This window comes from Herbaspirillum sp. C7C8, from assembly GCF_022627875.1.
In the GTDB taxonomy this organism is placed as follows: domain Bacteria; phylum Pseudomonadota; class Gammaproteobacteria; order Burkholderiales; family Burkholderiaceae_D; genus Herbaspirillum.
Map to the genome: position 1 here is coordinate 352,980 of NZ_JABXGG010000001.1, position 25,370 is coordinate 378,349.

At 63.1% G+C, this 25,370-nt stretch carries 25 protein-coding genes; 6 read left to right on the forward strand and 19 right to left on the reverse strand.

Annotated elements, in window-relative coordinates:
* Positions 1-50: 50 nt before the first annotated feature.
* From HWE01_RS01585 to HWE01_RS01600, 4 genes are read right to left on the reverse strand one after another with little or no spacing between them, the layout of a single operon-like run.
* Positions 51-773 (reverse strand): GGDEF domain-containing protein, encoded by a 723-nt coding sequence (locus HWE01_RS01585; RefSeq protein ID WP_241820929.1) that lies wholly within the window; start codon positions 771-773, stop codon positions 51-53.
* Complete coding sequence (locus tag HWE01_RS01590) at positions 773-1,162, reverse strand: DUF1987 domain-containing protein (protein WP_241820930.1); 390 nt, start codon at positions 1,160-1,162, stop codon at positions 773-775. Before HWE01_RS01590 ends, HWE01_RS01585 begins: the two co-directional genes overlap by 1 nt.
* 28 nt (positions 1,163-1,190) lie before the next feature.
* The gene (locus HWE01_RS01595) at positions 1,191-1,754 is read right to left on the reverse strand and encodes a SiaB family protein kinase (protein WP_241820931.1); all 564 of its coding nucleotides are present in this window, start codon (positions 1,752-1,754) and stop codon (positions 1,191-1,193) included.
* Positions 1,751-3,034 (reverse strand): PP2C family protein-serine/threonine phosphatase, encoded by a 1,284-nt coding sequence (locus tag HWE01_RS01600; RefSeq protein WP_241820932.1) that lies wholly within the window; start codon positions 3,032-3,034, stop codon positions 1,751-1,753. The genes HWE01_RS01595 and HWE01_RS01600 overlap by 4 nt, the downstream gene beginning before the upstream one ends.
* Before the next feature lie 375 nt (positions 3,035-3,409).
* Between HWE01_RS01600 and HWE01_RS01605 the strand changes: the two genes are divergently transcribed.
* The 3 genes from HWE01_RS01605 to HWE01_RS01615 all read left to right on the forward strand — a co-directional run bounded on the left by HWE01_RS01605 (position 3,410) and on the right by HWE01_RS01615 (position 5,157).
* Positions 3,410-4,270 (forward strand): SDR family oxidoreductase, encoded by an 861-nt coding sequence (locus tag HWE01_RS01605; RefSeq protein WP_034351224.1) that lies wholly within the window; start codon positions 3,410-3,412, stop codon positions 4,268-4,270.
* 47 nt (positions 4,271-4,317) lie between these two features.
* On the forward strand, positions 4,318-4,704 hold the full coding sequence (locus HWE01_RS01610; RefSeq protein ID WP_008331671.1) for a four-helix bundle copper-binding protein: 387 nt from the start codon (positions 4,318-4,320) through the stop codon (positions 4,702-4,704).
* A gap of 93 nt (positions 4,705-4,797) precedes the next feature.
* Positions 4,798-5,157 (forward strand): response regulator, encoded by a 360-nt coding sequence (locus HWE01_RS01615; RefSeq protein WP_241820933.1) that lies wholly within the window; start codon positions 4,798-4,800, stop codon positions 5,155-5,157.
* Between the two features lie 247 nt (positions 5,158-5,404).
* Here the strand turns inward: HWE01_RS01615 and HWE01_RS01620 are convergent, their stop codons facing one another.
* The 10 genes from HWE01_RS01620 to HWE01_RS01665 all read right to left on the reverse strand — a co-directional run bounded on the left by HWE01_RS01620 (position 5,405) and on the right by HWE01_RS01665 (position 16,520).
* Positions 5,405-6,724 carry an MFS transporter gene (locus tag HWE01_RS01620; protein ID WP_034350929.1) on the reverse strand — a complete coding sequence of 440 codons (1,320 nt, stop codon included), beginning with the start codon at positions 6,722-6,724 and terminating at the stop codon, positions 5,405-5,407.
* Positions 6,725-7,198: 474 nt separating this feature from the next.
* Positions 7,199-7,909: a response regulator transcription factor gene (locus HWE01_RS01625; protein WP_034350931.1), complete on the reverse strand. Its 711-nt coding sequence runs from the start codon at positions 7,907-7,909 to the stop codon at positions 7,199-7,201.
* A gap of 166 nt (positions 7,910-8,075) precedes the next feature.
* Positions 8,076-8,486 (reverse strand): response regulator, encoded by a 411-nt coding sequence (locus tag HWE01_RS01630; RefSeq protein WP_241820934.1) that lies wholly within the window; start codon positions 8,484-8,486, stop codon positions 8,076-8,078.
* A gap of 233 nt (positions 8,487-8,719) precedes the next feature.
* Entirely contained in the window at positions 8,720-9,115 is a 396-nt protein-coding gene (locus tag HWE01_RS01635) for a response regulator (RefSeq protein ID WP_241820935.1), read from the reverse strand.
* A gap of 2 nt (positions 9,116-9,117) precedes the next feature.
* Positions 9,118-10,593 carry a DUF7125 family protein gene (locus HWE01_RS01640; RefSeq protein WP_241820936.1) on the reverse strand — a complete coding sequence of 492 codons (1,476 nt, stop codon included), beginning with the start codon at positions 10,591-10,593 and terminating at the stop codon, positions 9,118-9,120.
* Positions 10,594-10,928: 335 nt separating this feature from the next.
* Positions 10,929-12,326, reverse strand: a complete 1,398-nt coding sequence (locus HWE01_RS01645) for an MFS transporter (protein ID WP_008331689.1) — start codon at positions 12,324-12,326, stop codon at positions 10,929-10,931.
* An 85-nt stretch (positions 12,327-12,411) separates the two neighbouring features.
* Positions 12,412-13,572 (reverse strand): porin, encoded by a 1,161-nt coding sequence (locus HWE01_RS01650; RefSeq protein ID WP_050978123.1) that lies wholly within the window; start codon positions 13,570-13,572, stop codon positions 12,412-12,414.
* 347 nt (positions 13,573-13,919) lie between these two features.
* Positions 13,920-14,792 (reverse strand): sugar phosphate isomerase/epimerase family protein, encoded by an 873-nt coding sequence (locus HWE01_RS01655; RefSeq protein ID WP_241820937.1) that lies wholly within the window; start codon positions 14,790-14,792, stop codon positions 13,920-13,922.
* Positions 14,789-15,634: a shikimate dehydrogenase family protein gene (locus HWE01_RS01660; RefSeq protein ID WP_008331694.1), complete on the reverse strand. Its 846-nt coding sequence runs from the start codon at positions 15,632-15,634 to the stop codon at positions 14,789-14,791. The genes HWE01_RS01655 and HWE01_RS01660 overlap by 4 nt, the downstream gene beginning before the upstream one ends.
* A 4-nt stretch (positions 15,635-15,638) precedes the next feature.
* Positions 15,639-16,520, reverse strand: a complete 882-nt coding sequence (locus tag HWE01_RS01665) for a 4-hydroxyphenylpyruvate dioxygenase (RefSeq protein WP_034350938.1) — start codon at positions 16,518-16,520, stop codon at positions 15,639-15,641.
* Positions 16,521-16,649: 129 nt separating this feature from the next.
* Here HWE01_RS01665 and HWE01_RS01670 point away from each other — a divergent pair, with 129 nt between their 5' ends.
* Together HWE01_RS01670 and HWE01_RS01675 are read left to right on the forward strand one after the other, a co-directional pair.
* Positions 16,650-17,432, forward strand: a complete 783-nt coding sequence (locus tag HWE01_RS01670) for an IclR family transcriptional regulator domain-containing protein (protein WP_241820938.1) — start codon at positions 16,650-16,652, stop codon at positions 17,430-17,432.
* Positions 17,433-17,448: 16 nt separating this feature from the next.
* On the forward strand, positions 17,449-18,261 hold the full coding sequence (locus HWE01_RS01675; protein ID WP_008331697.1) for an IclR family transcriptional regulator domain-containing protein: 813 nt from the start codon (positions 17,449-17,451) through the stop codon (positions 18,259-18,261).
* 21 nt (positions 18,262-18,282) lie between these two features.
* Here the strand turns inward: HWE01_RS01675 and nfsB are convergent, their stop codons facing one another.
* Positions 18,283-18,936, reverse strand: a complete 654-nt coding sequence (gene nfsB / locus HWE01_RS01680; RefSeq protein ID WP_008331705.1) for an oxygen-insensitive NAD(P)H nitroreductase — start codon at positions 18,934-18,936, stop codon at positions 18,283-18,285.
* Positions 18,937-19,132: 196 nt separating this feature from the next.
* Between nfsB and HWE01_RS01685 the strand changes: the two genes are divergently transcribed.
* Entirely contained in the window at positions 19,133-20,038 is a 906-nt protein-coding gene (locus HWE01_RS01685; protein ID WP_008331707.1) for a LysR family transcriptional regulator, read from the forward strand.
* A gap of 12 nt (positions 20,039-20,050) precedes the next feature.
* On the opposite strand, the gene HWE01_RS01690 is transcribed toward HWE01_RS01685, so the two are convergent.
* From HWE01_RS01690 to HWE01_RS01705, 4 genes are all read right to left on the reverse strand, one after another.
* Positions 20,051-21,007, reverse strand: a complete 957-nt coding sequence (locus HWE01_RS01690) for a DMT family transporter (RefSeq protein ID WP_008331709.1) — start codon at positions 21,005-21,007, stop codon at positions 20,051-20,053.
* A 328-nt stretch (positions 21,008-21,335) separates the two neighbouring features.
* Positions 21,336-22,916, reverse strand: a complete 1,581-nt coding sequence (locus HWE01_RS01695; RefSeq protein ID WP_241820997.1) for a methyl-accepting chemotaxis protein — start codon at positions 22,914-22,916, stop codon at positions 21,336-21,338.
* Between the two features lie 192 nt (positions 22,917-23,108).
* Entirely contained in the window at positions 23,109-24,533 is a 1,425-nt protein-coding gene (hydA, locus tag HWE01_RS01700) for a dihydropyrimidinase (protein ID WP_241820939.1), read from the reverse strand.
* 101 nt (positions 24,534-24,634) lie between these two features.
* Entirely contained in the window at positions 24,635-25,363 is a 729-nt protein-coding gene (locus HWE01_RS01705; RefSeq protein ID WP_008331712.1) for a maleate cis-trans isomerase family protein, read from the reverse strand.
* Between the last annotated feature and the right edge of the window lie 7 nt (positions 25,364-25,370).

Consider the following 25,370-nt stretch of genomic DNA (forward strand, 5'->3'; position numbering starts at 1 on the left):
GGGCGGTCGCTCGCCTCATCGAGCCCCTGCACGATGAGGGGCGCTGGGCTTCAGCCGGTCACCGTATCCTCGGACTCCACCCGATTGCGCCCACCGCGCTTGGCCTGATACAAGGCCTGGTCGGCACGGGCATAGGCTTCTTCAAAATCGCTGCCGGCGGTGGCCCAGGCCACTCCGAAGCTGGAGGTGACCGGCCGCGCCGACAGGCATTGGAAACGTTCACCGGCAATCGCCTGGCGGATCCTGCCGGCCAGGGTCACTGCCTGTTCCAGCGCCACCCCGGCCAGCAGGATGGTGAATTCCTCGCCACCCACGCGGCCGATGACGCCGTTGCCTGCCAGCGTGGTGCGCAGACGACCAACCAGTTCGCGGATCACGGCATCGCCTGTCGGATGGCCGAATTCATCATTGATGCGTTTGAAGAAATCGATGTCCAGCACGATCAGCGACATCGACGATTGTTCCAGGATCTGGTGTGCGCGCTCGAAGACAGCGCCACGATTGAGGGCGCCGGTCAGATTGTCGTGCCGCGCCTTGTAGTCCAGTTCATCGCTCAACTGCTGCAGTCGCGCATTGAGCAGGTTCAGCTCGCGCTCGGTGCGGTCGCTGCGCGAGATCAGGCGACGGCTCTGGCGCATCAGCTGGCCATAGTGCTGCACCAGTTCCTCCAGCGCCGCGCGATGGCTGGCCGGGGCGCTGGCGGGATCGGCCAGTACTGCCGTAGCACGGTGCAGGGCCTCGGCTTCGGCCGCAAAAAGATCGTCGCGGTCCATCAGCTCTGCACCGCGTGATCGTGGAAGACCAGCGCGGCGAAATCTTCCTGCAACTCCTGGCCGAATTCGAAGATGGTGTCGTCTTCCTCGTCGTGGTACCAGTTCAGAACGACTTCGGTTCCGCTCTCGGCCTTCTCGTTCAAGGCGTCGAAGAGCGAGAACAACATCTTGGTGCTGGAGCTGTTGAAGTAGGCCAGCGCCACGTTGACGGTGATGGTGCCGCCGTGTTCATCGTCGACCAGGAAGCGGCGCAGCGTGGTGATGATCTCGCCCCAGAACTGGGCGGCATTCTCGGGGTAGGATTCGCCCTTCAGCGAAAGCGTGCGCTGGTCGAAGCGGAAATCCACCTCGGGGGAGCTGGCGCTGGCGGCGATGAATAAGTTGTCCATGGTGTCGTGTGTCAGAGGCGGCGGGCCCTCAGATGGTGGCCCGGAGATAGAAGGTCTGCGCGCCATCGGCGGCCGGCTGGGAGAACTCGAAGTCCAGCGGCGCACTGGCATCGCGCGCCACCGTCAGGAAACCCAGACCGGCACCCTTGCTGTCGGGCGGTGTCTCGGTGCGCAGCATTTCCTTGTAGGCAGCCTTGATTTCGTCATTGGTCAGCGAACGCAGGTGTTCCAGTTTCGCCCGCAGCCTGTCGGCCATCTCGGCATCGACGGGATTGGCGCAATGCAGGAAGTAGCGACCATCGGTCTGGGTGATGTAGACCGCTCCATGGCGCATGGGCGGCTCTGTGACTTTTCCTTCCTTCTCGTGCAGATCTGCCGAGTAGTGGACGATGTTCTGCGCCATCTCGATGAAGGAAGAGAACAGTTTGCGCCGCGTCTGCGCCAGCGCCCCGGTATGCTCGGCGCGCAGCTTCACGGCCTCGGCCATGGCGGCGATGATGGTCTGGGAAAAATAGCCGACGTAGTAGAAGACGATGTCGCGCCGGGCGACATAGCTGTGGAACTCAGCCCACTCCTGTTGGATACCGTTCATGCCTGTGTTCCGTGTTGAGAGTCTTGAAGAGAATCCTGAAGCGCCGCCGCCAGGCGCACACCGAAGAAGCAGATGTCATCGCGTCGCCGCTGCGTCCCCTGGTAATGACCGTGAATGTCCATGACCACGCGCCCCAGCGCCGGCATCGGCAGGTGGCCGTGTTCGAGCAGGGTGCGGCGCAGGCGCTGCTTGCCGAAGGCGATGTTCCTGGGACCGCCGATCTGGTCGATCACGCCATCGGTACAGACGAAGATCATGGTCCCCGGTGCCAGCTGCTGGCTGTGGTTATCCCACTGCATGTCGTCGGGGGTGTCGACATAGCCGAGACCGACACGCTTGCCTTCGATGGTCAGCACTTCGGTGCCATCGGCCACCAGCAGGAACAGCGGCATCTTGGCACTGCTGCTGGTGAGGGTGCGGGTGGCACTGTCGAACCAGAAGAAACAGGCGTCCATGCCATCGTCCGATTCGGAGGGCTTGTCGGACTGGCCGTGCTGCCCGAGCACACGCTTCATGCTGCGGTTGACCTCGCGCAGGAGGCGCGCCGGGTCGTGCGGGCCATGCAGTTCCAGTGCCTGCTTCAGCGAGGATGAGGCGATCAGGGTCAGGAAGGCACCCGGCACCCCATGACCGGTGCAGTCGGCGACGGCGGCAAACCAGCCGCCGGGATGCGCTTCGAAATGATAGAAGTCGCCGCCGACCACGTCACGTGGCTCCCACACCAGGCAGGCATCGGCCAGCGCCTCGGTCATGGCGGCGCGCGAGGCGCTCAACATGGCGCGCTGGATCACGCTGGCGTAATCGATGCTCTGCATGACCTGGCGGTTCTTTTCTTCCTGCATGCTCACCAGTTCACGCATCAGGGCCAGGCCCGCGCCCAGGCCGGCCAGCTGGCCCTGCTCGACGATCAGGAAGCCATCAGCCAGGGTCTTGTCGCCCGAGGCCACGGCCAGCGCGCCCAGCGTTTCGATGGGGGTAGCGGCCTCGACGATGAGCGGGTTCTTGTCCATGAAGGCGATGCAGCTCTTGCGCTCGTACAGCTCGCGGTGATACGGCTTGGACATCTGGGACATGAAGATGTGACGGCTGATGAGACCGATGGGCCGCTGCCGTTCCACCACAGGAAGACTGACCAGCTCCTTGTGCTGGCCGAAGATCTCCAGGACGGCAGCGTTGTTCTCATCGAACTGGACGACCGGCACCTGTACCGCCAGCGCTCCCGCTGTCGGTTGGAACAACTTGCTCCCTGTCGCCGGAGTCAGACTGAAATGACTTTCCACCGTGCTCGCCCGCGTCGTGATTTTTGGATAGACCGCGGATCATATTTCATTCCTGTGACAACAATGTGACGCTGTCAGGCGACAATTAACCAACTGTGCGACACGATGCGTCTTGCCAGACCACCAAGAACCCATACGTCGCATCCCTCCCCGACTGCTTGCCCATCCGAATTCCCGCTCCAGACAAGCCTGCATGGTGCCGGCTGAATTGTCTCTGCTTCACAGGCACGGCAGTGGCGGTGGATGGGCACGGATCTCATCTTCAGCCTCTCCGTCATCACCGTCAGTGAGGGACTGCGCCCCGATCACGGCGCGGGACTACAGACCTCCGCGCCCCGGATTCCTACCATGGGACATCACGACATGGAGGACAGCATGAACCAAGCCAGCACCGGAACCCTTCCGGCCCAACACCAATCCCATCAACCCGGCAGTGAGCAAGAGATGCAGCCACGTCCGCACAGCGCACCAACCGGAGAACCCGGACGGCGCCTGGCTGGCAAGGTGGCGCTCATTACCGGTGGCGACAGCGGTATCGGGCGCGCAGTAGCCTTGGCTTATGCCCGCGAAGGCGCGCGCCTGGCCATCGTCTACCTGGAGGAGGAGGAAGACGCCCGCCAGACCCAGAAAGAGGTGCAGGCGCTCGATATCCCCTGCCTGCTGCTGCCGGGCGACGTAAGCTCGCCCGAGTTCTGCCGCAACACCGTAGGTGCGGTGATGGATGCCTACGGCCGCCTGGATGTGCTGGTCAACAATGCGGCCCAGCAGTACCCGGCCACGAGCATCGAGCAGATCTCGCAGCAACAGCTGGAGCACACTTTCCGCACCAACATCTTCTCGATGTTTTACCTGGTCAGGGAAGCCATGCCCTTTCTCACGCGCGGTGCACGCATCATCAACACCGCCTCGGTGACTGCGTATCGTGGCAGCAAGCACCTGGTCGACTATGCCGCCACCAAGGGTGCCATCGTGGCCTTCACCCGCTCGCTGTCGCAGCAGTTGGCCCCGGCCGGTATTCACGTCAATGCCGTCGCGCCGGGCCCGATCTGGACCCCGCTGATCCCGGCCAGTTTCAGTGAAGAAGAGGTCGCCAGCTTCGGCAAGAACGTACCCTTGGGCCGTCCCGGCCAGCCAGACGAAGTGGCACCGGCCTATGTCTTTCTCGCCACCGAAGGCGCCTCCTACATGACCGGGCAGGTGCTGCACCCTAACGGCGGGGAAATCGTCAACACCTGAGCATGTCTGCAGACATCGCTCCCCTCAATCCATACAAGGAGTCCATCATGAGCACCCAAACCGTTTCCGAGACCCGTAATGTCCATCAGTCCAGCCAGCAGACAAGTTCATCGTCCTCGATGACGACCTGCCTGCAGGCCTGCCAGCACTGCCACGAAGTCTGTCGCAAGGCCGCCTTCGGCATCAGCCCGGCGGCGGCGCAGGAGCTGGCCGCCGACGACGTACGCCTGTTGCTGGAATGCGCCGAACTGTGCCAGCTCTCGGCCAACTGGCAACTGGCGGGATCGCAATATTGCCGACAGATCTGCGGCATCTGTGCCGAGGTCTGCCGCCATTGCCAGGCCCGCTGCAATGCCAATGACGACATGCAGGAATGCGCGACCGTCTGCCAGCGTTGCGCGGAAAGCTGCGAAGCCATGAGCAGCATGAGCTGAGCCGGCGCTCAGGAAAACCCCGATGGCGGCCATGTTGCCCGCAGTGCATGATGAGCTTGTCCCATGACTTCATGACTGATGGAGCGCCCACTCATGCACAAGACCGCCCTGATCGCCACCAGCCAGCCCGAGATCAGCCGCGCGCTGACCGAATGGCTGGCCATCAACGACATCGACATCCAGATCGCCAGCAGCGGCAACGATGCCATCGAACACATCGCGCTGGACCGCCCCGACGTGGTACTGGCGCAGCTGGCCATGGAAGGCATGAGCGGTCTGCGTCTGGCACATTACCTGAAGGCACAGAAGCAGCTGGCCGACGTACCGGTCATCTTGCTGTGCCGCGATGAACGCGAGATGGATCTGGTCAAGGGACAATGGCCGGCCTTCCTCTGTGCCGGCGCGCTGCATCCCGCCCTGATTTCCGAACTGAAGCGGGAACTGGTCAACTAGGGCCTGTTCACATTCAATCTGCGAGTGCGAGAGGTCGCCAAGCGTTGACTGCCTAGCGCGGCGACGCGCCGTGGTGGTGCCACGGCAAGGAGCTGCAACAACGGCAGGCGACGCTTGGCGGCCTCTCCCGGAGGGTTGCCCCCAGAAGGCGCGCTGGCCGCGTTGCACGTCCACGGCATCATCAAGAAAACAAAGGCCCGGCAGCTTGCGCTACCGGGCCTGGTCATTTTTGCGTTCGCGCCTGCGATCAGGCCCGGTAGCCCTTGCTGCTCATCGGTACGAAGGCCAGCAGCACCCCGAGGATGGACAGGCCGATCACATACAGCGCCGGACCTCGCGGGTCAGCCTTGATCCACAGCGAGATCAGCACCGGCGTGAGCCCGCCGAAGACGGCATAAGCCATGTTGTAGGCGAAGGACAGTCCGGTAAAGCGCACCGCCGGCGGGAAGGCACGGGTGGAAACAATGGGGGTGAGCGAAATGCTGCCCACGAACAGGCCCACCAGCGCATAGCCCGCGATGAGCGACGCGGGCGAACCCGGCAACTGGCCATAGAACCACCAGGTCGACAGTCCCAGGCCACCCCAGCCGATGATCATGCTGACGCGCGTGCCGATGCGGTCGCACAGCCAGCCGATGGCCAGGCAACCCAAGGTCAGCATCAGCGTGCCGGCGCAGTTGGCCTGCATCACCAGCTTGGCCGGCAGGTGATGCACGGTCTGCAGATAGGACGGCGTCATCAGGATCACCACCACCACCGCGCCCGACAGGCACCAGGTCATGCCGGCCGTCAGCAAGCTGGCGGCGCGGTGTTCGCGCAGCACGGTCTTCAAGGGCAGTTCATTGGACTGCTGGCGACGTGCAGCCAGCTCGCGGAATACCGGGGTCTCTTCCAGATAGCGACGCAGATACACCGACACCAAGCCGAACACGCCCCCGAGAATGAAGGGAATGCGCCAGGCATACGCCGCCACTTCAGCCGGGCCATAGACGCTGTTGATGAAGATGCCCATGAGCGACCCCAGCAAGATGCCACCGGTGATGCCGGCAGTGAGCGATCCGACACCGAAGCTGTAACGGTTGGCCGGCACGTGCTCGGCCACGAAGACCCAGGCACCCGGCATTTCACCGCCGATGGCGGCACCCTGCAGGGTACGCATCAACAGCAGCAGGATGGGCGCGGCCACACCGATGCTGGCATAGGTCGGCAGGAGACCGATCACCAGCGTGGGCACCGCCATCAGGAAGATCGAGAGCGTGAACATGCGCTTGCGGCCGATCACGTCGCCATAGTGGGCAATGATGATGCCGCCCACCGGGCGCGCCAGATAACCGGCGGCGAAGATGCCGAAGGTCTGCAGCATGCGCAGCCATTCCGGCATGTCGGCCGGGAAGAACAGCTTGCCGACCACCGCCGCGAAGAACACGTAGATGACGAAGTCGTAGAACTCCAGCGTGCCCCCCAGGGCGGACAGGCCCAGGGTGCGGTAGTCGGAGGAAGTGAGCGGACGATGCCGGGACTCGTTCAGAGCCCCGGTCAATTCAGCAGATCGGGCAGAAGTGGTCATGATGGTTCACTAGCAGCAAAGCGGCAATCCGGAGCGCCGCCAGCATCGCCACAGGATCAGCGAACCCATGGCAATGCCGCAGCCAGCCGGATGGCCTGCTTCAACTTGTTCGGTCGGGTAAGCGCAGAGGGCATGCCGGGACAGTGCTGGGCATGTCTGCGAAGGACAGATTCAGCGGAAAACGTAAAGCGAAGAAATACGATTTGGCGTCGAAACTTGCCCAATGATACCCCAAAAGCGGCGAAGCTTCCGCAATGCAGCATTTCTTGCCGTCGTTGGCGGACCTGGCAGCATCCCTGCCGGTTTCAGGCCGATGTGAAGTTTAGGGCCTGTTCACATTAAATCTGCGAGATTTAATGTGAACAGGCCCTAGTGACGGGAACAAGTCAGAAAGCCCGCCCGACAGCCTCTGCTGCCAGGCGGGCTTCAGTAACAGGTGAAGCCAATGACAAAATGGCGCGAGCCTCTTGCGGCTCAGGACTCCAGGACAATATCGACGGTCGAGCAACGGCGCAGCATCAGGAAGCCTTCGCCGTAGATATTGCGGATCTGCATGGGTGCCTCCTGCAACGAGCGCAATTTCTGACGCACGCGGTAGATCAGCGCATCGATGCGATGGGCATCATATTCCTCGCCCCCGGAACGCAGCAGGTCGAACAATTGCGCGTGCGAGACCGGATAGTTGGGACTTTGCAGCAGCGCAGCCAGGGCGATGCTTTCCTTGTCGGTGAATTGCAGCGCCACCGCGCCATTGCTGGAGAGGCGTCCGGAGCGACGGTTGAAGGCCCACTTTTCGGACTGCGGCGAACTCTGGTGCGGCGCGGTCTTCATGCGCCGCGCCAGGGCCGTGAGCGTGGCCGAGACTTCCTCCAGCTTGACCGGCTTGACCAGGTAGTAATCGGCGCCGTCGCTCATGCAGCGCACCCGCTCCTGGCTGCGCGTGGCGGCGGTGAGGATGATGATGCCCATGGACGGGAAATTCTGCCGCAGCGAGGCCAGTTCCGGCAGGAGACTGCCATCCGGCAAGCCGATGTCGGAAATGAGGATGTCGGGCTGACGGCTCCTGAGCGTGTCCCTGGCCTGCCCCAGTGCCGAGCAGACCGAGACCTCGTATCCCAATTCCCCCATATGTGCGCTCAACGTGTTACGCCAGTCGAGATCGCTTTCTACGATAAGTACTTTCATCACTCTTTTGTTCCGGACGAAACCTGTTTTTATGACTGCCGGAGCATCCCCATGCGCCCCTCCCGGACGGGAACCGGGACCTTCTGCGAGCGCGGAAATGCTTTCCATAATCACAACGTTATACAGAAAATATCTGCAAATAAAATCATAAAAACTCGCAGATCCCTTACACCTGAAAACTCCGCCTGGCCTGGCTTTGCGCCCGTTGGCGCAGGAGGTCCGTGACCGTCCCGAGCAGGTGGTCTACCGAGCATGGTTTGAGTAAAAAAGCGGCAATGGTGGACAGCCGCGCACTGGCTGCCGGCAGGTGGGCACTGATCAGCACCACCGGAATCCGGGAAAAACGTTCATGCGAGCTGGTGTAGCGCGCCAGCTCCATGCCATCCATCCGCGGCATGCGCAGGTCGGTCAGAATCAGATCCGGCACATGCTCAGGCATGAGCGCGATGGCCTCCACGCCATCGGCAGCCGCCACCACCTGCAGCCCACCCTGCTGCAATATTCCGCACAACATCGCGCGCGACTCCGCGTGATCTTCCACGACCAATACGGTCGGTGCCTTGCTGATCGTTGCCACCTTGTCCTCCCGCCCTCTATCCCGCACGTCATGTCACGGTTACTTGTCGTGATTTATGGTGATGGTTGGCGATGAAACGCGATATCAGGAAATTCCTGAAACTCGGACAACATGGCGTCACCGCAATCCGGGGACAGGCGCTGCGTGCCCGGCACGAGCGTGAGGGAAAGACGCGCAAGACCGCCCCTGGCCAAGCTCTGCCATGGGCGCCGGGGCAATCAGGGGTGGGGGGATCAGGCGTGCGTGCCGAGCAGGCGCTCGATTTCGGCCAGCAGTTGCTCGAAGAAGACCGGCTTGCGCAGGAACAGATTGTGACTGGATTGCGACAGATCGTGACGTTCGGGTGCACCGCTGCACAGGATGATGGGCAGGCCGGCACCTTGTGGCAAGGCACGCAGGGCGCTACACAGCTCCAGTCCGTTCATCACCGGCATCATGCAGTCGGAGATGACCAGATCGGGCCAGGCCTGCTGCACCTTGAGCAGCGCATCGGCGCCGTGCACGGCCGTCATCACGCGATAGCCGTGCAGCTCCAGCAGCATGGCATAGGTGTCGGTGATGTCGATCTCATCGTCGACGATCAGGAGCAGCGGTTGGACCGCCGGCTGGGGAGGTGACACACCGGACATGGTCAACGTCCATCCGCAACCGGCGCGGTAACAGGGGTGACCAGGCCATCGATCTCGATGCCGGCGTCGGAGATGTTCATCAGGCGGCTGGCGCCGTCGTAGCCGTTTTCGCGCAGTTTCATCACGGAAATCTGGCGGCGGTTGACGTTATCCTTGACCACGTATTCCAGCAGCATCATGTTTTCGTACAGTTGCGAGGAACTGGGATCGACCTGGGGCCGCGATTCGCGGAAGTACGGCAACTGCTCGGTGATGAAAGTGGTCACGCCGCGCGCACGCAGTTCATTGGTCAAGGCCACCAGGAAGGGGCGCATGCGCTGCTGCTGCACCACGATGCTGCGCAGGCCATCCACGCCATCAATCAACAGGCGTGTCACGCCACGCTGGGCGATGTTGTCCAGCATGCGCTTGGCCAGATCGTCGCACAGCATTTCCAACGGCAGCTGCCACATCATCTGCAGAGCCCCGCTGTCGATATGTTCATCCAGCTGCATCCCGGCCTTGCGGGCTTTGGCCAGCAGGCGCTCGGGCGATTCGTAGAAACCCAGGATCAGGCATTGCTGTTCATCCTTCAAACCCTGCTCGATGAAATGCAGGCCCATGAGGGTCTTGCCCACGCCGGGGCTGCCCAGCAGACAGGTGAGCGAACCGCTGACCACGCCCCCGCCGATGCACTTGTCCCACGACGCAATGCCCACGCTGACATAGCGGTCCGAGGTGCCCGGCACCTTGCCCGCGCGGGTGGCGGTGGCTTCGAAGCGGGGGAAGATCTCGACCCCGCTCTGGTTGATCTCGAAGACGTGCTTGCCCAGCAGGTGATTGGCGCCGCGCAGCTTGAAGACCTTGATCTCGCGCACCAGCTGCATGCCGGACTCGTACTGGCTCAGTTCGATCACACCATCAACCAGAGTGTTTTCCGACTCGGGCATATTGCCTTCCACCGGCGAGAGCAGCAGCGTAGTGCAATTCATGGTGAACACCAGGGCATTCAGGGAGTGCATGAATTCCGACAGGTTCAGATCCGACGGTCCCGACTCCCGCACCGAACGGAAGCCGTCGATGATCAGCATGGAGGGACGATGGCGGTTCAGTTCGGCGCTGATCAGGCGCAGCAGGCCGCGCAAACCCTCACTGGCCAGCGCGCCGTAGCCGCTCAACATCTGCATCTGGTCGCCGACCAGGCTTTCGTCGAAAAAATCGAAATTGCTCACATGATTGAGCATCTTGGCGTGCGATTCGGCAATGAGCGTCAACAACATCACCTTCTTGCCACCGCGTGCCTGCGCAAAACCGACCTGCGAGGCCAGCGTGGTCTTGCCGCTACCGGCCAGCCCCTGGATCAGGTAGAGACTGCCCGCCGGCAGGCCACCGCCCAGGATCTCGTCAAACCCGGCAATACCGGTGCTGAGCAGCGCAATGCGGCTGGCCCGTGAGGTCGGGACGGCAGCGGGGTGAGGGGACGATGGGTGATGGCTCATGGGGAGGATGGCTCGGCGTTTTTATTGTGCAAAGATTTAATGAGTTTCGTCATTATACGATTGCCTATTACTTGCTTATGGTTGTCATACAGGCCGAAAGTTGCATTGGTCAGGAAAAGAAAAGATCCTGACATCCCTCAGCCCAGGCAAGCGGCGTATCGATACGGCAGCATCTTCCTTCCCTTTCGAGGGCCGCATGGAAGTGACGCCTGCAGCAATTTCCCAGATCGTCCCGGGCCAGGCCCGGGATTCGGTCGTGAAAAGGCCAAGGAAAAAGCGCCGTTCCCCTCGCAGGCAACGGCGCTTTGTTTCACTTCCCCTGCGGCAGGAACGCCTCAGGACTTGGCGTAACGCCCTTCCAGATCGGCCTGGGCCCGCAGCCGTTCATATTCGTTGAGCGGCATGGGCTGGGCATCGGGCTCGCCCAGTTTTTCCAGCGGGATGCGATAGGTTTCGCGGGCCGACAGCGCCGCCAGGGCCGACACCACGGTGATGCCGAAGGCAATGCTGCCCACGGTGAGCCAGATGTTGTGCGAGCCGGGGGGCGCCACGGCGGTAAAGAGCGCCGGCAGCATGGCGGTGATGGCGGTCCCGACATTCTGCGCAATGGCCATGGCCGAGACCCGCGAACGGGCCGGGAACAGTTCCGGATAGAAACTCGGGAAGACCGCGTTGTAACCCTGATAGACCACGCCCCACATCAGAATCGACATCACGAAGGCCAGCTCGACATTGCGGATGCTGATCGCATACAGGTAGGCGAAGGCGAACAGCCCGGCCAGCAGCGAGCCGATGATGATGGGTGGACGACGGCCGATGCGGTCCGACAGCTTGCCCACGTAGGGAATGACCAGCACGGCGACGATGTTGCCCACCACCGGAATCCACAGGTAGACATCCTTGGCGAAGCCGATGCCATAGGCCGGCTGCACCGCATAGGCGGCACCGAAAATGGTGGCCACCACCGGGATCACGTTCATGAGCGCCATGCAGACCACGCGCAGCATGTCGGGCGAACTGTCGCGGAAGGCTTCCACCACCGGCGAGCGACGCTGCAGTTCCTTCTTGTCAGCGGCCTTGAAGAGCGGGGTTTCCTCGACCGTGCGGCGGATGATCCAGCCGGCGATGATGACCAGGAAACTCAACAGGAAGGGAATGCGCCAGCCCCACACGTTGAACTGCTCAGCTGGCATGTAGTGCGCCAGCGGCAGGAAGACGGCGGCAGCCAGGATCTGTCCGGCCTGCACCCCTTGCAGGGTGAAGCTGGAAAAATAGCCGCGCCGTCCGAAGGGCGAGTGCTCCAGGATCATGGAACTGGCGCCGGAGATTTCACCGGCCACCGCGAAGCCTTGCGCCAGGCGCATGATGACCAGCAATGCTGGTGCCCACAGGCCGACCTGGTCATAGGTCGGCAACAGCCCCACCCCGATGGTGGAAAAACCCATCAGAAACATGCACCACAGCAACACCTTCTTGCGGCCATGAGTGTCGCCCAGGTGGCCCAGCACGAAAGCGCCGATGGGACGCGCCACATAGCCCACGCCATAGGTGGCCAGGGAGGCGATGATGGCAGTGGTCGGATCGCCCTTGGGGAAGAACAGCTGCGGGAAAATCAGTGAAGCGGCGGTGGCATAGATGAAGAAGTCATAGTATTCGAGCGCCGAGCCGATCCATCCGCTGGCGGCGGCCTTCTTGCTCTGCTGCGACTGATCGCGGGAATGAGAGGATTGCATGGTGTCTCCGTGATGATGCTGGGCAAGCCGTCCGTTTTGTCGGGAAGATGCGGACCGGTTTGCCGGTATAAGGAAATGGCGTCGTTCAGAAGCGATGCAGGATGCCCATCTGCAAGCCGATCAGGCTCTTGCCATTGATGTCGGCCCCGGCCAGGTTGCTGCCCGGTCCGGCCGAGCCGCTGAAGCGCCAGCCGGCGTTAGCCTGGTTCTTCATGTAGTTGGCGAATCCATAGAGCGTGGTCCGCTTGGAGAGGTCATAGTAGGCGCCCACGTTGCCGCCCTGTGCACCACCGTCCTTGTGAGAGGTGTCGACCATCACGCCATACAGCGCGCCGATGCGCAGCTGCGGGGTCAGGCGATAGTCCGCCGAGACCTGATAGACGTTGTAGAAGCGCTGGATATTCGGATCGTTACCGGCAAAGAAGTTGTTGGGATTGCTGACATTGTTGAGGATGGTCGCGGCATTGTTGCCGTTGGCGTTGGCGGTGGTGTTGTTGCTCCGTACGTAGGCCAGGTAGATCTTGCCCGGGCCGTAGTCGTAGTCGGCATACACGTTATGGTATTGCACCGTATTGCTGTAGAGGCCGCCGGCATTGGGCTTGGCCACCACACCGGCATAACCGGCGCGATACGGGCCGTTAGTGTAATCCAGACCGAACTGGTAGACACCTCGGCGGCCCGGTCCCTCGCCGGCCGTCTCCGGCATGGCGTAGTGGATGTCGAACTGGAAGCCGGCCCAGCGCGGCGACTTCCACGACAAGTCATTGTCGAAACGCGAGGGCACGCCGAAGGTATTGATGATGGAACCGTAGGTGGTGCGCTCGGTATAGTCGATGGCGCCACCGATGAAGAAGGGCACGCTGTTCTGGCGGCCAATGCGGAACTCGCCTGCGGCGGGCGTCCTGATGCCGACCCAGGACTGGCGGTCGAACAGGCGCGTGCTGTCGGCCAGGCCACCGGTGTCACCGGCAAAACCGTTTTCCAGCGTGAAGGTGGCCGCATAGCCGCCACCCAGGTCTTCCACGCCTTTGACGCCGATACGGCTGCGCAGGATGGCGCCATCGTTGAGCGCCCACAGGCTCTTGCCGCTGCTGCTGTGCATGTAGCCCAGGTACTGATCGACGGTGCCGTACAAGGTGACGTTGCTGCTGCTCTGGGCCAGTGCCGCAGTGGATGCGGCCAGTAGCAGGCCCATGGCGACGGGGGTCCGCAAGTTGCGCGATGCGCATTCGGATCGTGGTTTCATGTCTCTGATCTCTGTTGTTTGTGGTTGTTGTGGTGGTTGTGGTGGTAGAACGGGCCGCACTCCCGGCGCACGCAACAGGTCCCCTGCCAACGCACAGCGAGACATGTCCGGTTCGGGAGAATGGGCAGGGGCCCGCGCACTCCCTGGCGTGTTCAGGGAGGGGGCCGGTGCTTCAGGATGAAGGGCGGTGCGATGTCATGAGGTCTCCTCTGTTGTGGTGATGCGCACCGGCCCCAGGGGAGACGGTGCCGCATCGTCAAACCCGCTCGCTATGGTCTTGTTGTGGCGAGCCGGCGGTAATGCCGATGACTGATTGTTGACTGCAGGTTAAAGATCACGCAGTGCGTTCACGCCGCCACCGGCTCACGTGCCCGCAAGCCGCGCCGCAAGACCTGATCGGTCACCCACTTGGCGGACCGGCGCGCACGCTCGGCCACCACGGCCGGCGACATCTGCAGGTAATCGTCATTGAACACTTCAAAGCTGTAGTCGCCGCGATAGCCGCCGCGATGCAGGCGTCGCACCATGTCCGACAGTTCCGGCGAATGCTCGCCCTCACCGGGGAAGACGCGCAAATGACGCGCCGTCTCCAGCCGTTCTTCGGGCGTGCGGATCTCGCGCCACATGAAATCCGACAACTGGACCATCACGATGCGGCGACCGGGAATGGCCTCCAGGTCTTCCAGCGCGCCGCCATTGGCGAGGATGTGGAAGGAATCGATCACCACGCCCAGGTTGGCGTGATCGGCCATCTCCACCACTTCCCAAGCCTGCATGTATTGATTGATGTGACGCCCCCAGGACAAGGCCTCGAAGCCCACGCGAATGCCCAGCGGCACCGCCAGGTTGGCCAGCTTGGCGAGGTCGCGCGCGATATGGCGCGTATCGCCGCTGGCATGCTGCGAGGTCGAGGAGCACACCATCAGCAGCGGCGCGCCGACCGCCTTGCAGATCTGCAGCAGGTTGCGCGCCACGTCCACCTTGTAGTCGTGCAGGCTGCCCTGCAGACCTTCGTAATCGCGCATGACCTGGATGCCGGTGACGCGCACGCCGCTCTCGCGCACCAGCCTCACCGCCGCTTCCAGCCCGCCGGGATACGCGACCAGATCCTTGGACCACAGCATGAGCTGCGAGAAACCGGCTGCCTTGGAAGCGGCCAGCTTGGATTCCAGTCCACCCGGCAGGGTGATGGTGTCCATACCGAAATTGTCGAGGTTCACAATGCCTCCAGATGACGGAAATCGTCGGCAGCCACGCCCGGCCAGCCGAACAATTCGAGATACAACGGCGCCTGCTCGATGAGCATTTCCTTGCCCTTCTGGATGCGGCAGCCCTTGGCCCGGGCCTGCACCAACAACTGGCTCATCTCGATCTTCATGCCGCAGTCGGCCACGATGGCCCCGGCACTCACGCCTTCCAGCGCAAAGGGCATCGGGTCGCCCGCGTGCATGCCCAGCGGCGTACAGTTCACCAGCAGGTCAACACCGCTGGCGTCCGGTGGCGCAAAGCGCACGCGGGTCGCCGGATAGGCCGCTTCCACACGCGCCAGCAGGGCTTCGGCCCCGGCGCGATTGGTATCGAAGACGCTGATCTCGGCCACGCCCTGCGCGGCCAGCGAGGCGACGATGGCACAACCGACACCACCAGTGCCCACCACCAGGGCGCGCGTCTTGTTCCACACCAGCGGACGGTCGGCGGCGGTACGGGCCAGTGCGCGGATGAAACCTTCGCCGTCGATCAGGTCGCCCCAGATCACGCCATCGGCATCGCGGTAGACCGCATTGCAGGCGCCGGCCACACGGGCGCGCAGGGTGGCCTGTTCGACCGCATCCAGGGTCATGGGCTTGTGCGGAATGGAAACGAAGATGCCGCCGACGTTTTCCGTTTTCATGAACATGCGCACGGCTTCGCAATAGCGCTCGGGTTCGATCTTGAACGGGATCACGCGTGCATCCAGATCGTGATGCCTGAAGTAAGCGTTGAACAAGGTCGGTGCCTTCACCTGTTCCACCGGCCAGCCGATGACAGGGAAGATGCGGGTGGTGCCTGTGATTTCCTTCATGGTCTCAGTTCTTGTCTTTCTGGCTGCGGACCAGTTCGAAACTGATGCCGCCCTTGTAAAGCTGGGTGAGCGCGCCACGCTCGCTGATCTGGGTGGGTGCGCGGTCGACGAAGATCACGCCGCGCTCCTGCAATTGCCGCACGGCTTGCAGCACGTCGGACGTGCCCAGGCCCAGGCGCAGCCACTCTTCTTCCCAGTGGATGTCTTCGGTGCCCGCGGGCGGTTCCACCAGCTGGATGTAGAACTGGCGGCACGGACTGGCCAGCAGCATGCCCTTGGGCAGGATGCCGAAGAATTGCCCTTCCGGCAGCACCGAAAATCCCATCAAGGAAGAATAGAAGTCGATCCATTCGCGCGTGCGCTCCGGCCCCACCGCCTGCACCAGCCCGAAGAAGTGCATGCCCGAGAGCGCCGTGGTCTTGCGCCGCTCCTGGCTGGAAGGCTTGAAGTCAACGTCGTAGATGGAGAAATCGCGATAGCGGTCGACGAAGTAGATGATGGAATCGCCACAGCCATGAACACCCGGGATGTTCAGTTCCATCGCCCCGGCGCGCGTGGGAATCGGCCAGGCACCCAGTTCGGTGACGCGGCGATAGGCCTCGTTGGCATCGCGCACGCGCAGCGCGATGGCGCTCAGGTTGGTGGCCTGCACCTCGTGATCGAAACCGGACCAGGCCGACACATCGGCATTGACGATCACGTTCATCCCGCCCTGGGTGTAGAGCACCACCTCACGCGAACGATGGCGACCGACCTGTTCGAAACCCATGCGCTCAAGCACCGCGCCCAGCGCCAGCGGCTCGCTGGTGGCGTATTCGATGAACTCGATGCCATCGATGCCCAGCGGATTGGTGGGGACAGGATTGTTTTCTATGGTGTTCATCATGATCCCGATGATTTGTCTCGGAGCCGAGTATAGCCAAGCCCCACCCCCGCAAAAAGGCCGACATACGCCCAAACGTGCGATAATCGCGCAACTTGTTCGCCAATCACTCATTTCTGGACTTTTTTTACGATGATCGACCAAACCTCCGTGGAACTGGACATCCAGAAACGTGACCTGATCGAAGGATTGATGAAGGGATTTGATGTCATCACCGCCTTCAACAGCGATTCACCGCAGCTGACGGCCACCGAGGTGGCCGAGCGCGTGGGCCTGACCCGCAGCGCCGCGCGCCGTTATCTGCTCACGCTGGTGCACACCGGCATGGCGGCCTCGGACGGCAAGAAGTTCTGGCTCATGCCGCGTCTGTTGAACCTGGGCCAGTCCTATCTGGAATCGGCCCGCGTGCCGCGCGCGGTGGTGCCCTTCCTGCAACGGCTGACCCAGCAGTTGCAGGAGTCCACCAATTTCTCCCTGCTCGATGGCGACGAGATCGTCTACGTCACCCGCGTGACGGCTGCGCAGCTGGTCAATGCCGGTTTCGAGCCGGGCACGCGCCTGCCGGCCTACACCACCACGGCCGGGCGCGTGCTGCTGGGCATGCGCGAGGATGCCGAGATCGCCGCCTATCTGGACCGCGTGACCCTGATCCCGCACACCCACATGGCCATGACCGACAAGGCCGCCCTGTTCACCGAGATCGTCACCATGCGCAAGCAGGGCTATGGCATTACCGAGAACCAGTTCGAGATGGGCATGCGCGGCATCGCCATTGCGGTCAAGAACCGCAATGGCCGCGTCATCGGCGCCTTGAGCGTGACCTCCAACATCGCCGCCTGCTCGCGCGAGGAAGCCATCGCACGCGGCGTACCGGCGCTGCAGACCACGGCCAATACGCTGATGATGTGGGTATGAGGACGAGGGGTCAGCGATGAGCGAACGGGAGAAGATCGACTTGCCGGAAGACGGCAGCGAGGCTGGCGAGGGCGGCCTGGCCCGGCGCGACTGGATTGCCGGACTGGAGAAGGGATTGCTGATCCTGGAAGCCTTCGACTACGACAACCAGCGCATGACCTCGGCGCAGGTGGCGGCACGCACGGGCCTCTCACGCACCGCCGCGCGACGTTATCTGCTCACGCTGGAACACCTGGGCTACCTGCACAGCGAAGGCAAGACCTTCGCCCTCACGCCCCGGGTGCTGAAAGTGGGCTGGTCGTATTTCGATTCGGCGCCGCTGCCGCGCATCCTGCAACCGCATCTCCAGCAGATCACCGGGCAGACCGGCGAGGCCGTCTATGCCAGCGTGCTCGATGGCTGGGACCTGGTCTTCATCGCCCGCAACGGCACCACGCGGGTGATGACCACCGGCTTCGTGCTGGGCGCACGGGTACCGGCACAACTGGCCTCACCGGGCATCGTGATGCTCGGTGCCCTGCCCGAACAGCAGGTGCGCGACTGGCTGGCCACCTGTGCCATGACGCCCTTCACGCCCCACACCATCACCGATCCGGATCGCCTCTACGAGCTGATCGCGCAGGCACGCCAGCAGGGTTATGCCCTGGTGGAGCAGCAATTGCAGACGGGAGTACGCGGCATTGCGGTGCCGCTCAAGAATCGGCATGCCAAGGTGGTGGGGGCGCTCAGCCTGAGCTTCCCGCTGGCGGTGGAATCGCAGGAACAGACGCTGGCGCGCGTGCTGCCCGCCTTGCAGCAGGCAGCCAATGCGCTGATCCATCAGGTGTGAGGGACCAGCGCGTGATGCCGGTTACAGGTCAGTGAAGACAGTCTCGGCAGCCAGGCGCGACTTCGGCAGCTTGGCATTGAAGTCATCGGCACCGCTGTAGCCCAGGCCGACCAGCACGACGCTGGTGAAACCCTTCTCGCGCAGGCCCAGTTCCTCATCCAGCACCTTGGCATTGAAACCTTCCATCGGCACGGCATCCACTTCCAGATCGGCCGCGCCCAAGAGCAGCGTGCCCAGCGCCAGGTAGACCTGCTTTTCCATCCAGTGCTGGGCATCCTTCAATTCATAGCGATGCAGGTTGCTGTAGAGCAGACGCGAGCCGTGCTGGCCGGCCTTGGCCTCGGCATTGGCGAAGCGGCCATCGGCGTCTTCTTTCTCCAGCACGGCGTCGAGGTGCGGCTCGCTGATGGCGGTGCGGGCGCACAGCACCAGCACGTGCGAGGCGTTGAGGATCTTGGGCAGGTTGTAGGGATGACCGGCTTCGGCGGCCTTGCCGATGCGGGCCTTGGCGGCATCAGTGGAAGCCACCACGAAATGCCAGGGCTGCGAATTTACCGACGATGGTGCCAGGCGCAGCAGCTCGCGCAGTTCGGCGATGATGTTCTCGGGGACCTTGCGGCTGGGATCGAAGGCTTTGGTGGAGTGACGTTTGCGGGCGGCTTGGAGCAGGCTCATGGGGTTTCCTTGCGTTTAATGGTGGTGGCGTTGAGCATTAAAGCGCGCTTAATGCTCATGAATTGGCGAGTACGGCTTGCGTGACATCATCGGGCAGGATGCGGTTTCAACAAAGCCGAGCGGGACAGAAACATTTTCAAAAAATAATTGAAAGTAGAATGAGGACTTCGATCCTCCTTCTTCAACATTGCCGCTCATGATTCGTCTGGAAGACCTCGCCATCTTCGTCTGTGCCGCCGACAACGGCAGCCTCTCCGCCGCCGCGCGCCAGCACGATGTCACCCCTGCGGTGGCCAGTGCCGCCATGAAGCGCCTCGAAGGCGAACTCGGCGCACGCCTGCTGGCGCGCTCCACGCGCAGTCTGCGTCTGACGCCCGATGGCGAACGCTACCTGCAATACGCCCGCAACGTGCTGGCCGAAATCAATGCCGGACGCGACGCCGTGGCCCACGGCAGGCGCGTGGTCGGCGGCAACCTGTCGCTGTCGGTGCCCTCGGATTTCGGACGCAACCTGATGTGCCAGTGGCTCGATGAATTCCAGGCCCAGCATCCGGCGGTGAGCCTGCAGGTGCGCATCAGCGATCGCGTGGCCGACATGTTCCGCCAGCCGGTGGAGGTGGCCATCCGCTACAGCCCGCCGGAAGATTCCAGCCTGGTCGCCCTGCCCCTGGCCCCCGACAACCGCCGCGTGCTGTGCGCCTCACCCGACTATCTGGCGCGCCATGGTCGTCCGCGTACCCCGGCCGACCTGCGCCAGCACAACTGCCTGCGCTATCTGCTGTCGGACATGCTGCATTCGCAGTGGACTTTTTTCCAGGACGGCACCCCGGTACCGGTGCAGGTCAACGGCGACCGCGTCTGCGACGATGGCGAACTGGTGCACCGCTGGGCCGTGGATGGCCGGGGCATTGCCTACAAGTCGCGACTGGATGTGCTGGCCGACCTGCGCAACGGCAGGCTGGAAGCCCTGATGGAAGATTACGCCGGAGAAGCTTCGCCGCTGAACCTGGTCTGCACGCATCGCATGAGCCTCTCGCCCACGGTGCGCGCATTGCGTGAACTGCTCGGCGAGCGCATTGCGCGTTACCTCACCGATCGCTGAAGTGCGCCTGCATCACGCCTTGCTCAGGGTGCGACGCCAGCCCGGCGCGGGCAGCGCCGGCAAGAGCAGCCCCAGGCACAGCAGCCCCATGCCCAGCAGCAGATCGGCCGAGAGCTTCTCGCCGAAGACCAGCGAGGACAAGGTCAGGCCCACCACCGGCACACCCAGCATGCAGACCGAGACCGTCACCGGCGAGAGCCGCTGGGTCATCTGCAACACGATCAGGAAAGTCAGCGCAGTGGCCAGCGGACCGGTATAGGCAATCACGCCCCAGGAGTGCGGATCGGCCAGGAAGGTCGGTGCGCCATCCACCAGCAAGGCCAGCCCGCACAGCGGCACGGCGGCCACCAGCGTCTGCCAGGGCAGGAGGTCGAAGTCCAGCTTCACGCCGGGGGTCAGCTTGATCTGCAGAATGTTCATGGCCCAGGACAGCGAAGCCGCACCCAGCATCAGGTAGCCGATCATGCTGTGCAGGTCCGCATGCAGCAGCGCCGGCAGCACGATCACCGCCATGCCTGCATAGCTGCAGACGGTGGCCAGCGATTGCCGGGTGCTCAGTTTGTACTTCAACACCAGCGCTGCGCCCGGCACCACCCAGATCGAGGTGGCGTAGGCAATCAGCGAGGCGCGGCCCGGCATGACGAAGTGCAAGGCGCCCGTCACCAGCGCCGTGAAGAGACCCATCTGCAACACGCCCACACCAGCCACCACCGGCCACTCCTGGCGGGTCGGCAGGCGCAGCTTGCCCAGCGCGACGGCGATGGCGAAGCTGAGAATGGCAGCCGACAGGAAACGACTGGCTGCGAACCACAGCGGCGGGATGAACTGGCTGCCGAATTTCATCACCGGCCAGTTGCCGCCCCAGATGCAGATCGCCACGACCACGCAGACCAGGAAAAGCCGGCTCATCGGCTGCGGCCGGGAGGAGACAGGGCGGGCGGTGGCGGGTGCGGCAATGGCGGTGGACATCTGGGCTCCAGGAGGAAAAGGCGGAGCGCCGCAAGCCGGGAAACCGAGCCGTCCGGGGCATGCTGCAGCGCATCCAAACGGCTCTCATGGTAGAGAAGAGGCGGCAAATAGTGCTGCCGTATTTGAGGGGAGACAGGCATCTTGACAGCACTTGCTGCCGCCAAAGCACTGATCTTCAGATTATTTGTCGGCAAAGACCCATTTGGTGCAGCATGCACCACTCCGGAGCCACTGCAAGCCCATGGAAAAAGGGCGGCCTGCCGTTCCGCAGCAACCGCCCCCTTTCCGGCCGATATGAAGGTCAATGCGGGCAGGTGCCCGCCAACCCCTAGCGCACGGCCAGGCCCCCCTGCCCCTGTCGATCCAGGGTGAAGACTCCGACCAGATTGACCAGCTTTTCCGCCTGCTCCTGGAGCGACTGTGCGGCAGCGGCGGCCTGTTCCACCAGGGCGGCGTTCTGCTGGGTGGTTTCATCCATCTGGGTGATGGCTTCTCCGACCTGTTCGATGCCGGCGCTCTGTTCGTGGCTGGCGGTGGCGATCTCGCTGACCACGGTGGAAACGCCCTGGATGCTGGCCACCACTTCCTGCATGGTCTGCCCGGCCTGCTGGACCAGGTGGGTCCCGGTATCGACCTTGCCTACCGAATCGTCGATCAACTGCTTGATCTCCTTGGCGGCGGCGGCCGAGCGCTGGGCCAGCGAGCGCACTTCCGAAGCCACCACGGCAAAGCCCCGCCCCTGCTCGCCGGCGCGGGCCGCTTCCACCGCAGCGTTCAGCGCCAGGATATTGGTCTGGAAGGCGATGCCGTCGATGACGCTGATGATGTCCACGATCTTGCGCGAGGAGGCATTGATGGAGGCCATGGTCTGCACCACCTGCCCCACCACTTCACCGCCCTGGATCGCCACCTTGGCCGCACCCGAAGCCAGTTGGTTGGCGTGCTGGGCGTTGGCGGCGTTCTGCCTGACGGTGGAGGTCAGTTCTTCCATGGCCGAGGCGGTCTCTTCGAGCGAACCGGCCTGTTGCTCGGTACGGTTGGAGAGGTCCATGTTGCCGTTGGCGATTTCATCGACCGAGGTCTTGATGGACACGGTCGCCCCCTTGATGCCTTGCACGGTCTGAACCAGGCGATCGCGCGTATAGGCCACGGCCGCCACCAGGCTGTGCTGGTCGCCGCTGCTGGTGCGGATGCTGCCGGTGAGGTCACCGGCAGCGATCTTGCGCGCCATTGCGGCGGCTTCGGAGGGCTCGCCGCCGATGGAGCGGAAGATGTTGCGCGAGACCAGGCCGGCGATGATGGACAGCAGCACGCCCAGCGCGATCAGCACCACCACGGCCTGCACCAGGGCGCGACGGAAGTCTGCCTCGATGTCATCGGAATAGACGCTGCAGATCAGGTCCCAATTCCAGGGCTTGAAACGCTTGACGAAGCCCATCTTGGGGCTGGGCTTGTCGCTGCCCGGGCGCGGCCACCAGTATTGAAGAAAACCCTTGCCGCTCGGCGAAGCGCCGGCGGCGGCGATCATCTTGTAGAGTTCGTTGCCCTTGGCATCCTTGAAGGAGAGCATGTTGCGGCCATCGAGCTTGGTGTTGATGGGGTGCATGACGATGGTGGAATCGGCCCCCACCAGGGTGACGTAGCCGTCGCCCGTATAGCGCTGGTCGCGGATGCGGGCGATGGCGCCCTGTTGCGCCTCGGCGCGGGAGAGCTTGCCGTCGGCCTCCAGTTTGGCGAAGCCGGCCACGGTGGTATAGGCCATTTCGGTCACGTCCTCCAGCCCGCGCTGGCGTTCGGCGATCTGCAGGTCACGGGTCTGGTAGGCATGCCAGACGGAGAGGAACAGCAAGGCCATCCAGGAGAACACCAGGGGTAGCCAGAGTTTTTTCTTCAGCGAGAGTCGATTCATCATGAGCGTGGAGGCGTGGTCGTTATCGGAAAGGGCGAAACAGACGTCATTGGCGGGAATGACACGACCACGCAGCCCCAGCTTGCCGCCAGGCAATCCATGGCGATCCTCCCCCCATGCAGATTACGGCTTGCGACACGCACACTAAAGGCCAAACTGACAATTAATCGATAAATTGTTTATAAATTCTTGTTAGCCAGGAATTTGCACCTTGGGCCGGGCCGGATCCGGCAAGCCGCAGGGCAGGAATTGCCCGCGCCCCGGCGCACCCAGCACCTCGCCATCACGCCACACAATCTCGCCGCGTGAGACCGTCAGCACCGGCCAGCCGGTCAGCGGCATGCCTTCATAGGGCGTGTAGTCTACATCGTGATGCAGCATGCTGTTGCGCACCGTGACCTGGCGGTGCGGGTCCCAGATGGCGATGTCGGCATCGCTGCCGATGGCGATGGTGCCCTTGCGCGGATAGAGGCCATACATCTTGGCCGGGTCGGTGGCGGTCAGCGCCACGAAACGATTGAGATCGATACGGCCCTTGCCCACGCCTTCGGAGAACAGGATGGGCATGCGCGTCTCCAGCCCTGGTGTGCCATTGGGGATGTAGCGGAACGGCACTTCCTGCCCGCCCGGTTTCTTGCCTTGCGCATCCTCGTAGCGGAACGGCGCATGGTCCGAGGAAAACACCGTGAACAAGCCACTGGCCAGGCCATCCCAGACATATTGCTGGTTGGCCTTGTCGCGCGGCGGCGGGCTGCAGACGCACTTGGCACCGTGGTAGCCGTCATCGAGGTGCTCGGCCGTCAGCACCAGGTATTGCGGGCAGGTCTCGGCATGGATGCGCAGGCCGTGACCGTGCGCCCAGCGGATCTGCTCGATGGCTTCACGGCCGGAGACATGCACGATCAGGATGGGCACGTCCACCAGTTCGGACAGGGCGATAGCGCGATGCGTGGCCTCGCGTTCCACCATCATCGGCCGCGAATGGGCGTGGTATTTGGGCGCGGTCAGCCCGGCTTCTTCCAGCTGCTCGGTGAGCCAGCCGATGCAGTCGGCATTTTCCGCATGCACCATGACCAGCGCCCCTTCCCGGCGCGCCAGCGCCAGCAGGTCGAGGATCTGGCGGTCATTGAGCTTGAGATCGTCATAGGTCATGTAGATCTTGAAGGAGGTGTAGCCCTCGCGCACCAGTTGCGGCAACTCGTTCCTGAGGACCTCTTCGCTGGGGTCGCTGACGATCATGTGGAAGGCATAATCGATCACCGCCTTGCCCTCGGCGCGGCGATGGTAATCCTCCACCGCCGCGCGCAAGGAACCGCCCTTGGCCTGCGCCGCGAACGGGATGACCGTGGTGGTGCCACCGCAGGCAGCGGAAATGGTGCCGCTTCGAAAATCGTCGGCCATGCGCAGCCCCTCTTCCATCGGCTGGTCCAGATGGCAATGCGCATCCACACCGCCGGGCAGCACCAGCTTGCCGCTGGCATCGATCTCTTCACGGCCGGGCGGCAGTCCGCGTCCCAGCATGGCGACCTTGCCGTCCTTGATGCCGACGTCGCACTGCATGATGTCGGAGGCGGTCGCCACGGTACCGTTGCGGATCACCAGGTCAAAGCTGTCCATCTGTATTCCTTTCCAACAAGCGTGTATCACCCCGCGCCGCCGGCAACAGCCGGTGCGTCAGTCAAGGGAGGTAGAAGAAATTGCCGCAGAGGCGGCCAGCGCTAGCGCACGTCGCGGAACAGGCTGCCCCAGCCGCGAATGCGCGAAGGATCGGCACCGGCCTGTTGCAGTGATTTCCAGACCACGGTGGAGATGGTGTCGTAGATCGGGATGCCGACCTCGCGCTCCAGCTCTTCCACCAACGGAGCACCGCGCAGGTTGGTGCAGAAGATGGTGATGGCCTGCGGCTTGTCCCTGGCGACTTCGCGGACCATGGCACGCAGTTCGTCGGCACTGACTTCGGAGAAGGAGAAATTGTCCTGCTTGCGCAGGTGGCGTTCTGACACGCACTCCAGCCCCGAGGCTGCGTAGTTCTTGATGATGGCGGCCTGCACCTCGTCCAGATAAGGCGTGACCAGACCGAAACGCTTCACGCCGGTGATGTCGAAAATTTCGTTCAAGGCCAGCACCGACGTGCAGGCCGCAATGCCGGTGGCGTCGGTGATGCGACGGCACAGGCGTTCATCGGCATCGAAACCCAGCCAGCCCGAAGAGGTGCCATTCCAGGCGATGCTGCCGACCTTGGCATGCGAGAGCAGTTCGGCGGCGCGCAGGATCTCGCTGTCGTCGAACTGCGCCAGGGCCTGATTGGACAGCGCGATCTCGGTCACCCGAAAACGTCCGAAATGCGCACTGGCCTCGGGGATGTCGGCCAGCATGGCGGTGGTGACCGGTTCCAGCGTGGTGTTGGAGGACGGCGTGAGCATGCCGAGCAGAGTACGTGGGATCATGAGATTT

Coding starts and splice junctions, on each gene's coding strand:
- HWE01_RS01665 (WP_034350938.1), bottom strand. CDS start 16,520: ATGATGAACACCATAGAAAACAATCCTGTCCCCACCAATCCGCTGGGC.
- HWE01_RS01645 (WP_008331689.1), bottom strand. CDS start 12,326: ATGCAATCCTCTCATTCCCGCGATCAGTCGCAGCAGAGCAAGAAGGCC.
- HWE01_RS01605 (WP_034351224.1), top strand. CDS start 3,410: ATGAACCAAGCCAGCACCGGAACCCTTCCGGCCCAACACCAATCCCAT.
- HWE01_RS01640 (WP_241820936.1), bottom strand. CDS start 10,593: ATGAGCCATCACCCATCGTCCCCTCACCCCGCTGCCGTCCCGACCTCA.
- HWE01_RS01695 (WP_241820997.1), bottom strand. CDS start 22,916: ATGAATCGACTCTCGCTGAAGAAAAAACTCTGGCTACCCCTGGTGTTC.
- HWE01_RS01635 (WP_241820935.1), bottom strand. CDS start 9,115: ATGTCCGGTGTGTCACCTCCCCAGCCGGCGGTCCAACCGCTGCTCCTG.
- HWE01_RS01615 (WP_241820933.1), top strand. CDS start 4,798: ATGCACAAGACCGCCCTGATCGCCACCAGCCAGCCCGAGATCAGCCGC.
- HWE01_RS01670 (WP_241820938.1), top strand. CDS start 16,650: ATGATCGACCAAACCTCCGTGGAACTGGACATCCAGAAACGTGACCTG.
- HWE01_RS01660 (WP_008331694.1), bottom strand. CDS start 15,634: ATGAAGGAAATCACAGGCACCACCCGCATCTTCCCTGTCATCGGCTGG.
- HWE01_RS01675 (WP_008331697.1), top strand. CDS start 17,449: ATGAGCGAACGGGAGAAGATCGACTTGCCGGAAGACGGCAGCGAGGCT.
- HWE01_RS01625 (WP_034350931.1), bottom strand. CDS start 7,909: ATGAAAGTACTTATCGTAGAAAGCGATCTCGACTGGCGTAACACGTTG.
- HWE01_RS01595 (WP_241820931.1), bottom strand. CDS start 1,754: ATGAACGGTATCCAACAGGAGTGGGCTGAGTTCCACAGCTATGTCGCC.
- HWE01_RS01590 (WP_241820930.1), bottom strand. CDS start 1,162: ATGGACAACTTATTCATCGCCGCCAGCGCCAGCTCCCCCGAGGTGGAT.
- hydA (WP_241820939.1), bottom strand. CDS start 24,533: ATGGACAGCTTTGACCTGGTGATCCGCAACGGTACCGTGGCGACCGCC.
- HWE01_RS01685 (WP_008331707.1), top strand. CDS start 19,133: ATGATTCGTCTGGAAGACCTCGCCATCTTCGTCTGTGCCGCCGACAAC.
- HWE01_RS01610 (WP_008331671.1), top strand. CDS start 4,318: ATGAGCACCCAAACCGTTTCCGAGACCCGTAATGTCCATCAGTCCAGC.
- HWE01_RS01650 (WP_050978123.1), bottom strand. CDS start 13,572: ATGAAACCACGATCCGAATGCGCATCGCGCAACTTGCGGACCCCCGTC.
- HWE01_RS01620 (WP_034350929.1), bottom strand. CDS start 6,724: ATGACCACTTCTGCCCGATCTGCTGAATTGACCGGGGCTCTGAACGAG.
- HWE01_RS01690 (WP_008331709.1), bottom strand. CDS start 21,007: ATGTCCACCGCCATTGCCGCACCCGCCACCGCCCGCCCTGTCTCCTCC.
- HWE01_RS01585 (WP_241820929.1), bottom strand. CDS start 773: ATGGACCGCGACGATCTTTTTGCGGCCGAAGCCGAGGCCCTGCACCGT.
- nfsB (WP_008331705.1), bottom strand. CDS start 18,936: ATGAGCCTGCTCCAAGCCGCCCGCAAACGTCACTCCACCAAAGCCTTC.
- HWE01_RS01705 (WP_008331712.1), bottom strand. CDS start 25,363: ATGATCCCACGTACTCTGCTCGGCATGCTCACGCCGTCCTCCAACACC.